The sequence below is a fragment of the Vreelandella gomseomensis genome (assembly GCF_031451645.1).
GTDB classification, from domain to species: domain Bacteria; phylum Pseudomonadota; class Gammaproteobacteria; order Pseudomonadales; family Halomonadaceae; genus Vreelandella; species Vreelandella gomseomensis.
Genome location: NZ_JARWAI010000002.1, coordinates 200,391 through 213,840, shown reverse-complemented (window position 1 = coordinate 213,840; position 13,450 = coordinate 200,391). Strand labels below are relative to the sequence as shown.

The 13,450-nt window shown below is 63.2% G+C and carries 10 protein-coding genes; 3 read left to right on the top strand and 7 right to left on the bottom strand.

What is annotated here, in order from left to right:
- Position 1: 1 nt before the first annotated feature.
- From tldD to QC815_RS03075, 7 genes are read right to left on the bottom strand one after another with little or no spacing between them, the layout of a single operon-like run.
- Complete coding sequence (tldD, locus tag QC815_RS03105) at positions 2–1,453, bottom strand: metalloprotease TldD (RefSeq protein ID WP_309766913.1); 1,452 nt, start codon at positions 1,451–1,453, stop codon at positions 2–4.
- Positions 1,450–5,340, bottom strand: a complete 3,891-nt coding sequence (locus QC815_RS03100) for a YhdP family phospholipid transporter (protein ID WP_309766911.1) — start codon at positions 5,338–5,340, stop codon at positions 1,450–1,452. Before QC815_RS03100 ends, tldD begins: the two co-directional genes overlap by 4 nt.
- A gap of 3 nt (positions 5,341–5,343) precedes the next feature.
- The gene (rng, locus tag QC815_RS03095; RefSeq protein ID WP_230446603.1) at positions 5,344–6,807 is read right to left on the bottom strand and encodes a ribonuclease G; all 1,464 of its coding nucleotides are present in this window, start codon (positions 6,805–6,807) and stop codon (positions 5,344–5,346) included.
- Between the two features lie 18 nt (positions 6,808–6,825).
- The gene (locus tag QC815_RS03090; protein WP_268902712.1) at positions 6,826–7,422 is read right to left on the bottom strand and encodes a Maf family protein; all 597 of its coding nucleotides are present in this window, start codon (positions 7,420–7,422) and stop codon (positions 6,826–6,828) included.
- Positions 7,423–7,459: 37 nt separating this feature from the next.
- On the bottom strand, positions 7,460–7,945 hold the full coding sequence (gene mreD / locus QC815_RS03085) for a rod shape-determining protein MreD (protein ID WP_230446602.1): 486 nt from the start codon (positions 7,943–7,945) through the stop codon (positions 7,460–7,462).
- The gene (gene mreC, locus QC815_RS03080) at positions 7,945–8,889 is read right to left on the bottom strand and encodes a rod shape-determining protein MreC (protein WP_230446601.1); all 945 of its coding nucleotides are present in this window, start codon (positions 8,887–8,889) and stop codon (positions 7,945–7,947) included. The genes mreD and mreC overlap by 1 nt, the downstream gene beginning before the upstream one ends.
- 24 nt (positions 8,890–8,913) lie before the next feature.
- The gene (locus QC815_RS03075; RefSeq protein ID WP_230446600.1) at positions 8,914–9,951 is read right to left on the bottom strand and encodes a rod shape-determining protein; all 1,038 of its coding nucleotides are present in this window, start codon (positions 9,949–9,951) and stop codon (positions 8,914–8,916) included.
- 229 nt (positions 9,952–10,180) lie between these two features.
- Here QC815_RS03075 and gatC point away from each other — a divergent pair, with 229 nt between their 5' ends.
- From gatC to gatB, 3 genes are all read left to right on the top strand, one after another.
- Positions 10,181–10,468, top strand: coding sequence for an Asp-tRNA(Asn)/Glu-tRNA(Gln) amidotransferase subunit GatC (gene gatC / locus QC815_RS03070; RefSeq protein WP_230446599.1), 288 nt, complete (start codon positions 10,181–10,183; stop codon positions 10,466–10,468).
- Positions 10,469–10,533: 65 nt separating this feature from the next.
- Positions 10,534–11,994, top strand: a complete 1,461-nt coding sequence (gatA, locus tag QC815_RS03065) for an Asp-tRNA(Asn)/Glu-tRNA(Gln) amidotransferase subunit GatA (protein WP_309766907.1) — start codon at positions 10,534–10,536, stop codon at positions 11,992–11,994.
- Complete coding sequence (gene gatB / locus QC815_RS03060; protein WP_309766904.1) at positions 11,994–13,448, top strand: Asp-tRNA(Asn)/Glu-tRNA(Gln) amidotransferase subunit GatB; 1,455 nt, start codon at positions 11,994–11,996, stop codon at positions 13,446–13,448. Before gatA ends, gatB begins: the two co-directional genes overlap by 1 nt.
- Positions 13,449–13,450 lie beyond the last annotated feature (2 nt).

Below are 13,450 nucleotides of genomic sequence, written 5' to 3'. Positions count from 1 at the left end.
CTCAGGACTGCGTGCCGCCTACGGTCAGCTCGTCGACTTTCAGCGTCGGCTGGCCGACGCCGACCGGCACGCCCTGGCCTTCTTTTCCGCACACGCCGATGCCGGTGTCCAGCGCCATGTCGTGGCCGATCATCGACACCTGGCTCATCGCCTCAGGACCGTTACCGATCAGCGTCGCGCCCTTCACCGGCGCCGTCACGCGACCATCTTCAATCAGATAGGCTTCGCTGGCGGAGAACACGAATTTGCCGGAAGTAATATCGACCTGGCCGCCGCCAAAGCTCACCGCGTAAATGCCGCGCTTGACGCTCTTGATGATGTCGTCCGGCGCGTCCTGACCTGCCAGCATGACGGTGTTGGTCATGCGCGGCATCGGCAGATGTGCAAACGACTCGCGGCGCGCGTTACCGGTGGGCGCCATGCCCATCAACCGGGCGTTGAGCTTGTCCTGCATGTAGCCGGTCAGCACGCCGTCTTCAATCAGCGAGGTGTACTGCCCCGGCGTGCCCTCGTCGTCAACGCTCAGCGAACCGCGTCCGTCGCTCAAGGTGGCGTCATCCACGACGGTCACTCCCTTCGAGGCCACGCGCTGGCCCATGCGCCCGGCAAAGGCCGAGCTTCCCTTGCGGTTGAAGTCGCCTTCCAGACCGTGCCCGACGGCTTCGTGGAGCAGAATGCCCGGCCAACCAGCCCCCAGCACCACCGGCATCTGGCCGGCGGGGGCATCGACCGCGTCAAGATTGACCAGGGCCTGGCGCACTGCCTCCTTGGCGTAACGCTCGGCAACCTGTTCGTCGCGCAGCCGTGACATGGAATAACGCCCGCCGCCACCGGCGCTGCCGCGCTCGCGACGGCCGTTTTTAACGGCAATGACGCTCACGTTGAAGCGCACCAGCGGACGAATATCCGCAGCCAGGGTGCCGTCGCTGGCACGCACCAGGACGACTTCGTAAGTGCCGGAAAGCGAAGCACTGACCTGACTGACGCTGGGGTCGGCGGCGCGCGCAATGCGGTCGGCGTCTTTCAGCATGGCGACTTTTTCATCGGCGCTCAGGCCGGCAAGCGGGTCGATGCCCGCGTAGTATGACGCCACCGCGACCGGCTTGACCGCCTGGCCGGGCAGACGCTTGCCGCTGCGCACGATACCGGAGGCCGTGCGCCCGGTATCCACCAGCGCATCCGCCGTAACCTGGTTGGAATAGGCAAAGCCGGTTTTCTCGCCGGCAAGCGCACGCACGCCGACGCCACCATCGATATTGTAACTTGCTTCCTTGACCTCACCGTCCTCCAGCACCCAGCCTTCCTGCCAGGTGCGCTGGAAATACAGGTCGGCATAGTCCACACCGGCCCCCATGGCATAACCAAGGCCGCTGTCCAGCGCGTCAAGATCCAGCCCCCCGGGGGTGAGCAAAATCGAAACGGCCGTCTGTAAGTCGCTTGTCTGATCGGTCATCGAGAGCCTTCTAAGGTAACTTGCGGCGAGGCCCAGGGCCCCTCCACACGGTAATAAATCGTGGTCGCCTGATCCAAGGCATCGCCAAACATCTGGTCGGCTAAAAACAGCGCGCCGCCCACGACGGGTGCCCCAATGGCGATGGCCGCCATGGGCAAACTCTGGCTTACCGGTAGTGCGACGCCAAGACGCTGATCGAGTTCTCGGCGAACCAGGTCAACATCGCCCGTAAGGGTCAGCGTGGTGGCTGGCGCCTCAATTTGCAATGGACCGCGCAGCATCATCCGTCCGTCGGCGACATCCGCCGCGCCGTGGACACGGTCAAACGCCGTGCCTTGCCCCGTTACGTCCGAAAAGTCCAGCCGCAAACGGCGCAGGATATTGTCCAGATTCAACAGCCCCACCAGGCGAGCCGGTGCCGATTCCAGGGTCAAAAAGCGGCCATCGCGCACGTCGGCGGTCAGCTCTCCCCCCGCCCGGGCAAGGTTCAGCTGCCAGGGGGCACCGGGCCAAGCCAGGTTGGCGTCCGCCTGGGTACTGCGGCTGCGCATGGCCACCGGCTGGTCGAGATGTTCAAGCGCCGAGGCGATATCGCCGCCCCTGATCGACATCTCGGCGCGTGTCTGACTGTTGGCGCTGCTGCCCTGCCAGTGAAGCGACCCCGATGCCGTCAACTGCCCCAGCGTCAGCCCGACCGGGTCAAGTGTAAAGCCCGCTTCATCCGTGTGCCAGAACGCGGTCAAGGGCCCTATTCGCTTACCTTCCAGGAGCATGGTGGCCAGGCGGAAACGTCCATCGGGGATATCAGCAAGCCAGTCCGGCAGTCCCATCGGCGCCGTCGGGGCGGGTGCATCCGTATCTACCGACTGACGCCACGAACTCGGCGTCGAGGCAGCGTCTCCGCTGCGTGGCGTGACATCGCCCTCGGAATCCTCTGTGGAGAACGCCTCGACAATGGGATCCAGCGATAGCCGAGATAGCGCAATATCCAGCGGGATCGACTGGGCGGGCCGATAGTCGACCCGCCCCATGAGCACGTCGCTGTCGATCAGCAGCGACAGCTGGTCATCGCCCAGGCTGCCCTCCGCCGTGCCGCCCCCCAAGCAATCCCCGCGGAAGACCACACAATCGGTCGCCACATCCAGCGCCAGCGGGGGCACATCCGACGCGGCGTCGCTATCTTGTGCCCCGGGCGCCGGCAGGATAGGCGATATCGCGGCCTGCCAGGCGGCGATATCCAGCCGTTCGACATCCGCTGACACCTGCCAACCGGGCGTGTGTCGCCAGTCGGGGGTACGCCGCGAACCCGACCCCAGGCGCACATTCCCCGCAAGCTCCCCTTCCGGGGCGTGGACATGCAGATCGGCAATATCGCCCAGCCGACTTTCGATGCGCAAGGGTGATAGCGACGCGTTCAACGTCCAGGGCCATGCCTGCTGGGCGGTCTTGGCGAAGGGTGCCGGCAGCTTGACCGCCACGCCTTGCCAGTCGCTCTCAAGCGATAGCGTCGGCGAAGGCGCCAGCGCGAGCTGACCCTGCCAGGCCGTACGTCCTTCGGCAAGCGAGGCGGCAACGTCGCCCGACAAATCAGCCAGGCCCAAAAGCCTTTCGGCTGCGGCCTGACCCTGCAGCGCAATGCCATCGCGCCGGGTATCAATCACCGCCGACACCGGGCCACCCATCAACCGGCCATTCAACTGGCCGACAAGCGCATTTCGCTTGCCCTGCTGCTGCCAGGTAAGGTCGCCGTCAAGTACGTCAAGACGCTCGCCAAGGTCGCCGTAGCCGAGCTGCATGCCCTGCGGTGCGGCGTTGATTTCCAGCGCAAGGTCGTTTTCATTGTGCAGCGACATGGCAAGCGCCAGGTCACCGTCTATATCGCCGCGAAGGTCGAGCGCCCCGAGGGACGGCATATCGATATCGGGCATCGCGGCCAGAAACGCCAGGGCGTCCTGGCCGCTTGACTGCCAATCGCCGGATAGCGCCAGCATCTCATCCTGCATGCGCAGCGCGCCCTGGGTGAGCACGACCCCCTGACTCTGGCCGCGCTCGATGTCGGCAAGCAGATTGTTATTTTGCCACGTCAATCGGCCAGCCAACTCGCTGAGCTGCGGCCAGCCCGGCGCAATTGGCAGGTAGCCATCGCGCAGCACAAGATCAAGGGTTGTGACCACTTCCTCACTGGACACATCGTCACCCAGCGGCTGGCTTAGCTTCAATGCACCCTGGGTGACATAACCGCCCACATCGCGGCTTAGCCATTCGCGCAGCTCGGGGGCCAGGATTTTCATGGGCACCCACTGCGCAAGCGGTCGCTCGGCGGCATCGACGTCCTGAAAATCAATATCCAGTCCGAAGTGCCCGCGCTCGGCATCGGTGACCAGGCCAAAGCCTCCGGTCACCCGGGCGCCGTCCCAATCAAGGGCGATATCGCGCCCGCTGACCAGCGCCCGCGGGCCGTCGTAGACCCATTCGACCTGCCCGGTGGCATGCTGCAGTTGCATGGGGGTAGCGAAGAGTTCGGGAAAGTAGAGTGTGCTCTCGCGATGATTGGCAAACTGTACGCGCCCTCTGAAATCCCGCGCCTGAACCCAGGCATCCAGGGGCCCACCCCCGGGCGCCTGCTCCCAGGGCAATACTTCAAGGTTGCTGATGGCCGCGTCGACGCCCCACTCACCTGCGCGCTGACCAAGACTCAAGCCTTCCACCTGACCACGCGGGGAGAGCGTCTGCAGCACTCGGGTAACCGACTCCGGCAACAGAATATAATCCCGCCAGGCGGCCAGGGAGGCCAGTTCAAACGCGCTGGTGCGCAGCTCCCAGCTATCGGGCTGGTGCGTCAGGTACCAATGCCGGGGAAGCGCGGGGCCTTCGCTGACGCCCGCCGGCTGGGCCCACTCCACGTTCTGCGCATTACCGCTCAACCAGGCTTCGCCGCCCTCGCCCTCGCGCTCCCACTGCCCCAGCGCTTCAACATCGCGCAAAATGGCGCGCTGCACATCGTGGCGCAGCGTCAGCTGGGGTATCTCGATCCCGACGCGTGCCTGATCCAGCTGGCCCCGGTACCAGCGCCCCCAAAGCTTGGCGTCGCCGCCGGCCTGGGTAATCTGCGGTACGTAGTCGGGGCGTAGCACATCCGCCAAAAGCGCCAGGTGATCCAGCTGTATCTCGACGTTCAGGGCGCCGGAGAAGTCCCGGTAGCCTTGGTCGCCCGGCGCGATCTCGGCCTGCAAATGCACCGTGGGCAACGGTCGGGATGGCGTATCCTCCGAGCGGCTGACCAGATTGATGCTGCCTTCAAGCTGGGTGCCTTGATTGTCGCCGCCCAGCAGTAAGGTAGGGGCGTGCAAATCGACGGTATTGCGCTCGCCGTGCAGCACGAGGCGGGTATCCTCCACGCTCAATTGCTGACGCAGCAGGATGCCCGCCCAACGATCCAGCGCCTCGAGGTTGATGGCGGGCTGCTGGTCTACCACCGGCAGTTTGGCGGGGGCCGGCCATTGCCATTCATCGCTGAATAAGCGGTAGAGGTGAAATTCGGTGCCGCGCACGTCTGCGTCGTTGAAAATCGGCGCGCGCGCGATCAGCGAGGCCCAGACGTCCAGCCGCAGCTTGGCGTGATCCAGCTTGAAAAGGGGGTAGCCATCGGGGGTCTGGGCACTGACCTCGCCAACCATCAGTTGGATGTCATTGCGTTCAAACGCCAGCGTCAGGCGCTGGATGGTGACCGGCACGCCGACTTGGGTCTCAAGCCAAGCCTCGATGCGCGGTGTCAGCGCATCCGCCTGACTCATGGCCAAACGCAACAACAGCAGCACGATGGCCAGCGCCCCCAGCCACCAGGCCGCCAACCTCAATGCCGTACGCACCACCGAGCGAGTCGTCATGGATCACATCAACACGATATCGTACTGCTCCTGGGAATAATGCTGCTCTACCTGAAAACGTATCGTCTTGTGGATGAACGTTTCCAGGTCCGCCACGGCGGCGGACTCTTCATCCAGCAGGCGATCCACCACCGGCTGCGAGGCCAGCACCATGTAGGTTTCGGCGCTGTAGGCCCGCTCTTCGCGCAGAATCTCGCGAAAGATCTCGTAGCACACCGTCTCCGGCGTCTTCAGCGTGCCCCTGCCGCTGCAGGTAGGACACGCCTCGCAAAGGGTTTGCTCGAGGCTTTCGCGGGTGCGCTTGCGGGTCAGCTGGACAAGACCAAGCTCGGTGACACCGGTACACTTGGTCTTGGCGTGATCACGCTCCAGGGCCTTTTCAAGCACACGCAGCACTTGCCGCTGGTGTTCGACATCCTCCATATCAATAAAGTCGATGATGATGATGCCGCCCAGATTGCGTAGGCGAAGCTGCCGGGCGATCGCCGTCGCGGCTTCCAGGTTGGTCTTGAAAATCGTCTCTTCAAGGTTGCGATGGCCGACATAGCCCCCGGTATTGACGTCGATGGTGGTCATCGCCTCGGTGGGGTCAATGACCAGATAGCCGCCCGATTTCAGCTGAACCTTGCGACCGAGCGCCTTCTGAATCTCATCTTCGACGCTGTACAGATCAAAAATCGGCCGCTCGCCAGGGTAGTATTCGATACGGTCGACGGCTTCGGGCATGAACTCCCGGGCAAACTCGACGAGCTTGACAAAGTTCTCCCGGGAATCAATGCGGATCTTTTCGATATCGTCGCGCATCACGTCGCGTAAGGTGCGCATGAACAGCGGCAGGTCGTCGTAGATGACCGTGGAGGGCGCCGCAGTAATTTTTCGCTCGCTGACCTTGCGCCATAGACGCAGCAGAAAGTGCATGTCGCCAATCAGCTCTTCATCGCCCACCCCTTCGGCGGCGGTGCGCACAATGAAGCCGCCGTTGACATCCAGGGTCTGCTCGCCGATGCTGCTGTCCAGCAACGCCTTCAGCCGGTCGCGCTCGCGCTCGTCTTCGATACGCTGGGAGACACCGTTATGCGGCGTATCGGGCATGTACACCAGGTAGCGCGAAGGCACCGACAGATGGGTGGTCAGGCGCGCGCCCTTGGTCCCGATGGGATCCTTGGTGACCTGCACGACCAGCGCCTGGCCCTCATGAAGCAGCTGCCCGATCGTCTGCTGCTCGTCGACGGGCGTGCCGGGCGGCATGACTTCATGGGCATGGATAAAGGCGGCGCGCTCGAGGCCAATATCAACAAAAGCAGCCTGCATGCCAGGCAGTACGCGGACAATCTTGCCTTTGTAGATATTGCCGACAATACCGCGTCGGCGGGAACGCTCGATGAGCGCCTCTTGCAGCACGCCGTTTTCGACCAGCGCCACGCGGGTCTCCATCGGCGTCAAATTGATCAGAACCTCACCGCTCATGCAAAAATCCTTGTGGGTTTACGCGGGTAAATATCCATCCCATAACGGTACCCCCTGACGACGCAGCAAGCACGCTGTTTCAAACAAGGGCAATCCCACCACGGCCGAGTGGCTGCCTTCTATGCCGGCCACAAACACCGACGCCAGCCCCTGTATCGCATAGCCGCCGGCCTTGTCCTCTGGCTCACCCGTCTGCCAGTAAGCGGTTATCTCCGCCTCGCTGAGGTCGCGCAGCGTCACCCGAGTGGTCACACAGGTCGACAACATGCCCCGGGGGCCAATCACCGCGACGCCGGTCAGCACCTGGTGCTCGCGCCCCGATAGCTGGCGTAACATCCAGGCGGCGTGCTGCTGGCTACCAGGCTTGCCTAGAATCCGCCCGTCCACCACCACCGCCGTGTCCGAGCCCAAGATGGGTAGCGACGTCATCGGGGCGGCGGCCCGGGCCTTGGCCTGCGCCAGGCGTTCCACATAGCGCTCGGCGGACTCATGGGCCAGCGGCGTTTCATCGATGTCACAGGGCTGCACCTGAACCGCCACGCCGATCGAGGCAAGCAGCGCACGGCGTCGGGGCGACGCCGACGCCAGGCACAACACCGGCACTGATTCGGTCATGTCCCCTCCAGGTCGATTATTCAGGGCAGCTTGTCTGTCAGCGGGCAAAACGGCGCTGCAAAGCGGCAAACATCGTCGCCAGCCACGGCCACAACACCGCACTGACCGCCGACGAGATTAAAAACGCCAGATGAATGGAGAAGTCACCCACCAGGCTGCGCAGCCACTGGTCGACCAGTTGGACAATCCCCAGCAGCACCAGCACCAGCAGTGCCTGCTGGAGCAGCGAATAGGCGCGGAACCGGGCATACACCAGGGCGCAGAGGAACGCCAGCAGGGAAAACAGGATCGCATGCTGTCCCAGCGGGGTGCCCTCGATCAGGTCGAGCAAAATACCCAGCACAAAACCGTGGAAGACGCCCACCTGATCCGGCTCGCGCATGCACCAGTAAATCAGCATCAGGCCCAGCCAGTCCGGGCGAAATACCTGCCACCCGTCCGCCAGCGGCATGACCTGCAGGCAAAGCGCCAGTAGCAGCGTCAGCCAAATCACCACGAGGGGCGTCACCGACACGCGGGGCATTAAGGCACCTCCCGGGAAAACGATGTGTCATCAGGGTCGACCACCTGACGCGCACTGCGAAGTGCTTCCACCGATATCCGCAGGGTATCGTCCCACTGTTGCTCGTCAGGCGACAAACGCGGCGGCGGCGAAAGTAACAGGAAATGGCGCGAGCGTTTCAACTGCGCCGTGGGCTCTGCGGTCACCTGGGCGAATGGCTGACCCGGGTCATGGTCGACATCGGTGACTCGGGCAACGGGGTAGCCTGGCGGGAAGCGCCCGGCCAGCCCCGAGGTGGTCAGCAGATCGCCTTCACGGATGTCCGCCGTATTGGGCACATGCAGGACGTTAACCCGACCGTAGCGGCCAGCGCCCTGAACGATAAAGCGCAACCCGTTGCGGTTGACCTGCACGGGCAAGGCATGGCTGGCATCAGCCAGCAGCAGCACGCGACTCGAGTAGGCCGACACCGCCGTTACCTGACCGACCAGCCCGGTGGCATCGATCACCGGCTGGCCCACATAGGCACCGTGGCGATGCCCTCGATCTACCACCATCTGATGGCTGAAGGGATCGTTATCCAGCGAAAGCAGCTCAGCGGACATGTACGGGATATCGCGCCGCTGAGCGGCGTTGAGCAACCGCCGGAGTTCAGCATTTTCCTTGACCAGGCTCGCCATCTGCTGGCCGCGATGGGACAGCGTCAGGATCTGCTCGCGCAGCCGCTGATTTTCATCGACGAGTGCCTGCTGATCCGACAGGGCCAGCGCCCCCCAGTCCAGCACTCGGCTAGGGACGCCCACCACCCACTGAATCGGAGCGACCACCATCGACATCTGGGCACGCACGTTTTCCATCCGCGTAAAACGCTGATCGACAAACATCAGCGCGCCGGCGATCAGCAAGCAGAAAAACAGCCGATATCCCGGTAATGGCCCGTGCGAGAACAGCGGTTTAATAGGCAAATCCCCCGCGGTTAACCGCTGCGATCAGTCGCTCGACAACAACTCAAAGGTATGCTGGTCGATCATTTCCAGTGCCTTGCCGCCGCCGCGTGCCACGCAGGTCAGCGGATCTTCCGCCACGATCACGGGCAGTCCGGTTTCCTCGGCGATCAGCTTGTCGATGTCGCGCAGCAGCGCACCGCCGCCGGTCAGCACCAATCCACGCTCGGCGATATCGGACGCAAGCTCGGGAGGCGATTGTTCCAGCGCGTTTTTCACCGCCGATACAATAGATCCCAGGGTTTCCTGCAGGGCTTCGAGGATTTCGTGGGAATTGAGCGTGAAGCTGCGGGGGATACCCTCGGCCAGATTGCGACCGCGGACATCAATTTCACGCAGCTCGCCACCGGGGTAGGCGCAGCCAATTTCTTCCTTGATGCGCTCGGCGGTGGCTTCACCAATCAGGCTGCCGTAATGACGGCGCACATAGGCGATAATGGCCTCGTCAAAGCGGTCGCCGCCCACGCGGATGGATTCGGAGTAGACGATGCCGTTAAGCGAAATGATCGCGATTTCGGTTGTCCCCCCACCGATATCCACGACCATGGAGCCTTGCGCTTCCTCGACGGGCAGCCCAGCGCCGATAGCGGCGGCCATTGGCTCTTCGATCAGGTCGACCCGGCGCGCGCCAGCGCCTTCGGCGGATTCGCGAATGGCGCGACGCTCAACCTGCGTCGCCATATAGGGAATACAGACCAATACCCGCGGACTGGGCGTAATGAAGGTGCTTTGATGAACTTTACGGATGAAGTGCTGAAGCATCTGCTCGGTGACCGTAAAGTCAGCAATGACGCCGTCTTTCATCGGACGAATGGCCGTAATGTTGCCCGGCGTGCGTCCCAGCATGCGTTTCGCGTCGGCACCTACCGCCGCGACGCTGCGCATATTACCGGACTGACGGATGGCAACGACGGACGGCTCGTCAAGGACAATGCCACGACCGCGTACATAAATCAGTGTGTTGGCCGTACCCAGATCGATCGACAGATCGCTGGAAAACAGCCCCCTCAGACGTTTGAACATGGATGTTGTTACCTAGTGCAGACTGGGAACCCTGTGCGGATGCAAACGGTATCACCGCAACCCCCTGGCAGCAAGCACGAGTCGCGGCTAACACTGCCCGTTCGCGCCAAGATGTGGTACCTTTTGCGGCTATTTTCCACGTCTACAACACAAGACGTTAATAAGATGACTGACTGTATACCGCGTGACGCGGGATATGTTCCATCACCTTCGCGAGGAATTTCCGATCATGGCGCTTGAAGACTCCCATGTACGCCGGGCCGCCCACCTAGCCCGACTCGCCGTCAGCGATGACCAGGCCAGCGACTTCGTCGAAGACCTGAGCCGGATTCTGGACATGGTTGACCAGCTGCAAGGCGTCAATACCGATGGCGTGGCGCCGCTGGCCCACCCGCTCGACGCCACCCAGCGCCTGCGTGCCGACGAGGTCACCGAAACCGACCAGCGCGACACCTTTCAGCGCTGCGCGCCAGCGGTGGAAAACGGCCTGTATCTCGTCCCGCGCGTGGTCGAGTAACCCGACGCCGCGACTTTCGCCGACTTTTCACCCTTATTTTTCGCTTCGAACGGAGCTCTCAGGTCATGCACGACAAGACACTGACGGAACTCGCCCAGGCGCTGGACAGCGGTGAGCTGTCCAGCCGCGAGTTGACCGACCACTACCTGCAACGCATCGAACAGGCCGATGCTTCGCTGAACAGCTTCATTACCGTGACAGCCGAGCAGGCCCGGGCCCAGGCCGATGCCGCCGACCAGGCGCGTGCCAACGGCAATGCCGGATGGCTGACCGGCCTACCGCTGGCCCTGAAGGATATCTTTTGCACCCAGGGCGTTAAAACCAGCTGCGGCTCCAGGATGCTGGACAACTTTACGGCGCCTTACGACGCCACCGTGGTGGAAAAATTCAAGGCGGCGGGCACCGTCAGCCTTGGCAAGACCAACATGGACGAGTTTGCCATGGGCTCCTCCAACGAAAACAGCTATTACGGACCGGTGAAGAACCCCTGGGACCTTAGCGCAGTGCCGGGTGGCAGTTCCGGCGGCAGCGCGGCGGCGGTGGCCGCAGGCCTGACGCCGGCGGCACTGGGTACCGACACCGGTGGCTCGATTCGCCAGCCGGCCGCGTTCTGCGGGATTACCGGCCTCAAACCGACCTACGGCCGCGTGTCGCGCTACGGCATGATCGCCTACGCCTCCAGCCTTGACCAGGCGGGCCCCATGGCGCGCTCGGCCTCCGACTGCGCCCACCTGTTGAACGTCATGGCCGGCCACGACGTGCGCGACTCCACCAGCGTGGCCCGCGGGGTGCCCGACTACGCGGAAACGCTCAATGCGCCGCTGTCCGGGCTGAAAATCGGCCTTCCCAAGGAATACTTCGGCGATGGCCTGGATCCCGAGGTAGAAAAAGCCATCCGTGAAGCCGTTAGCGTGTACGAGTCGTTGGGCGCCACGGTGCGCGACGTCAGCCTGCCGCATACCCACTACGCCATCCCCGCGTATTACGTGATCGCCCCGGCCGAGGCCTCCTCCAACCTGTCGCGCTTTGACGGCGTGCGCTTTGGCCACCGCTGCGAGAACCCAAGCGACCTGATCGACCTATACAAGCGTTCCCGGGCCGAAGGGTTCGGCGAAGAAGTCCAGCGCCGCATCCTGATTGGCACCCACACGCTGTCGGAAGGCTTCTTTGACGCCTATTACACCAAGGCGCAGAAGGTTCGCCGCCTGATTCGCCAGGACTTCCTGGACGCCTTTGAAGACGTCGATGTGCTGATGGGCCCCGCGTCGCCCACGCCGGCCTTCGACCTGGGGGCCAAGAAGGATCCGGTATCCATGTACCTGCAGGACATCTACACCATCGCGGTGAACCTGGCGGGCATTCCCGGCATCAGCGTACCGGCCGGTTTCGTTGGCCGCCGCCCTGTGGGCCTGCAGATACTCGGCACCCACTTTGCCGAAGCCCAACTGTTGAATGTCGCCCACCAGTTCCAGCAAGCCACTGACTGGCACCTGCAACGTCCTGCCACCGCCGAGGAGAGCGCCTGATGCAATGGGAAACCGTGATTGGGCTTGAAGTCCACGTTCAGCTCGCCACCCACTCGAAGATTTTCTCCGGCGCCTCGACGGCGTTTGGCGCCGAGCCGAACAGCCAGGCATGCGCGGTCGATCTGGGTCTACCCGGCGTACTACCGGTGCTCAACGAGCAGGCGGTGGCCATGGCGGTGCAGTTTGGCCTGGCGGTGCACGCCGACATCCCGGAAGTATCGGTTTTCGATCGCAAGAACTACTTCTACCCGGATCTGCCCAAGGGCTATCAGACCAGCCAGATGTATCACCCCATCGTCGGCCCCGGCGAGGTGGAGATCACCCTGGACGACGACACCACCAAGCAGATCCGCATTCACCATGCCCACCTGGAAGAGGACGCGGGCAAGTCGCTGCACGAAGACTTCCACGGCATGACCGGCATTGACCTGAACCGCGCCGGCACGCCGCTGCTGGAAATCGTCTCCGAGCCGGACATGCGCAGCGCCAAAGAGGCGGCTGCCTACCTCAAGGCGATCCATTCGATCGTCACCTACCTGGGCATTTCCGACGGCAACATGGCCGAAGGCTCGATGCGCTGCGACGTCAACGTCTCGGTGCGCCCCAAGGGCCAGGAAGCCTTCGGCACCCGCGCCGAGATCAAGAACGTCAACTCGTTCCGCTTCGTGGAAAAGGCCATTGCCTTTGAAGTCGAGCGGCAGATCGAGCTGATCGAAGACGGCGGCAAGGTGATCCAGGAAACCCGCCTGTTCGACCCCGAGCGCGACGAAACCCGCAGCATGCGCACCAAGGAAGAAGCCAACGACTACCGCTACTTCCCCTGCCCCGACCTGCTGCCGGTGGTACTCGACCAGGCCTATCTGGACCATCTGCGCAGCCAGCTACCGGAGCTGCCTGCTGAAAAACGCGAGCGCTTTCAGCAGGCGCTGGGCCTGTCGGCCTACGATGCATCTGTGCTTTCCGCCAGCCGCGACATGGCCGAATATTTCGAGGAGGTCCATCACGTGTGCGGCGATGCCAAGCAGGCGGCCAACTGGGTGCAGGGCGAGCTATCGGGCGCGCTCAACCGCGAAAGCCTGAGCATCGCCGACAGCCCGGTCTCGGCCGTGCAGCTGGGCGAGCTGGTTCAGCGCGTGCTCGACGACACCATCAACGGCAAAGCAGCCAAGCAGGTCTTCCAGGCGCTGTGGCACGGCGAAGGCGCAAGCGCCGATGCGATCATCGAGGCGAAAGGCCTCAAGCAGGTCACCGACACGGGAGCCATTGAAACGATGATCGACCAGGTCATCGCCGACAGCCCCGCCCAGGTTGCGCAGTATCGCGACGCCGAGCCCGAAAAGCGCGGCAAGATGATTGGTTACTTCGTCGGCCAGGTCATGAAGGCCTCGCGGGGAACCGCCAATCCACAGCAGGTCAATGGCCTGTTGAAAGACAAGCTGGATGCGCTGCTCTAGGC

Bases quoted from the DNA above. Each gene is read 5' to 3' on its own strand.
- tldD (WP_309766913.1), bottom strand. From the start codon at position 1,453: ATGACCGATCAGACAAGCGACTTACAGACGGCCGTTTCGATTTTGCTC.
- QC815_RS03100 (WP_309766911.1), bottom strand. From the start codon at position 5,340: ATGACGACTCGCTCGGTGGTGCGTACGGCATTGAGGTTGGCGGCCTGG.
- rng (WP_230446603.1), bottom strand. From the start codon at position 6,807: ATGAGCGGTGAGGTTCTGATCAATTTGACGCCGATGGAGACCCGCGTG.
- QC815_RS03090 (WP_268902712.1), bottom strand. From the start codon at position 7,422: ATGACCGAATCAGTGCCGGTGTTGTGCCTGGCGTCGGCGTCGCCCCGA.
- mreD (WP_230446602.1), bottom strand. From the start codon at position 7,945: ATGCCCCGCGTGTCGGTGACGCCCCTCGTGGTGATTTGGCTGACGCTG.
- QC815_RS03075 (WP_230446600.1), bottom strand. From the start codon at position 9,951: ATGTTCAAACGTCTGAGGGGGCTGTTTTCCAGCGATCTGTCGATCGAT.
- gatC (WP_230446599.1), top strand. From the start codon at position 10,181: ATGGCGCTTGAAGACTCCCATGTACGCCGGGCCGCCCACCTAGCCCGA.
- gatA (WP_309766907.1), top strand. From the start codon at position 10,534: ATGCACGACAAGACACTGACGGAACTCGCCCAGGCGCTGGACAGCGGT.
- gatB (WP_309766904.1), top strand. From the start codon at position 11,994: ATGCAATGGGAAACCGTGATTGGGCTTGAAGTCCACGTTCAGCTCGCC.